1 protein-coding gene is annotated in these 862 nt (G+C 65.5%); it reads left to right on the top strand.

Features of this window, described 5'->3' with window-relative positions; genetic code table 11:
* Positions 1-862, top strand: an 862-nt coding sequence (locus KUM32_RS33160) for an alpha-amylase family glycosyl hydrolase (protein ID WP_254406486.1), incomplete at both ends; no start/stop codon positions are given.

Genomic DNA, 862 nt, shown 5'->3' with positions numbered 1-862 from the left:
ACGACGCCGTCCGCGGCCAGTACTACTGGCACCGCTTCTTCTCCCACCAGCCCGACCTCAACTACGAGAACCCCGCCGTCCAGGAGGAAATGCTCGCCGCCCTCAAATTCTGGCTCGACCTCGGCATCGACGGCTTCAGACTGGACGCCGTCCCCTACCTCTACCAAGAGGAAGGCACCAACTGCGAAAACCTCCCCGCCACCCACGCCTTCCTCAAACGGGTCCGCAAGGAGATCGACGCCCAGTACCCCGACACCGTCCTGCTGGCCGAGGCCAACCAGTGGCCCGAAGACGTCGTCGACTACTTCGGCGACTACACCTCCGGCGGCGACGAATGCCACATGGCCTTCCACTTCCCCGTCATGCCCCGCATCTTCATGGCGGTACGCCGCGAGTCCCGCTACCCCGTCTCCGAAATCCTCGCCAAGACCCCCGCCATCCCCTCCGGCTGCCAGTGGGGCATCTTCCTGCGCAACCACGACGAACTCACCCTGGAAATGGTCACCGACGAGGAACGCGACTACATGTGGGCCGAGTACGCCAAGGACCCCCGCATGCGCGCCAACATCGGCATCCGCCGCCGCCTCGCCCCACTCCTCGACAACGACCGCAACCAGATCGAACTGTTCACCGCCCTCCTGCTCTCCCTGCCCGGCTCACCGATCCTCTACTACGGCGACGAGATCGGCATGGGCGACAACATCTGGCTCGGCGACCGCGACGCGGTACGCACACCGATGCAGTGGACCCCGGACCGCAACGCCGGCTTCTCGTCGTCCGACCCCGGACGCCTGTTCCTGCCCACGATCATGGACCCGGTCTACGGCTACCAGGTGACCAACGTCGAGGCATCCATGGCCTC

The sequence above is a fragment of the Streptomyces sp. AC627_RSS907 genome, assembly GCF_019049165.1.
The sequence above is the reverse complement of the archived record's forward strand: the minus strand, read 5'-3'. Positions and strand labels throughout refer to the sequence as shown.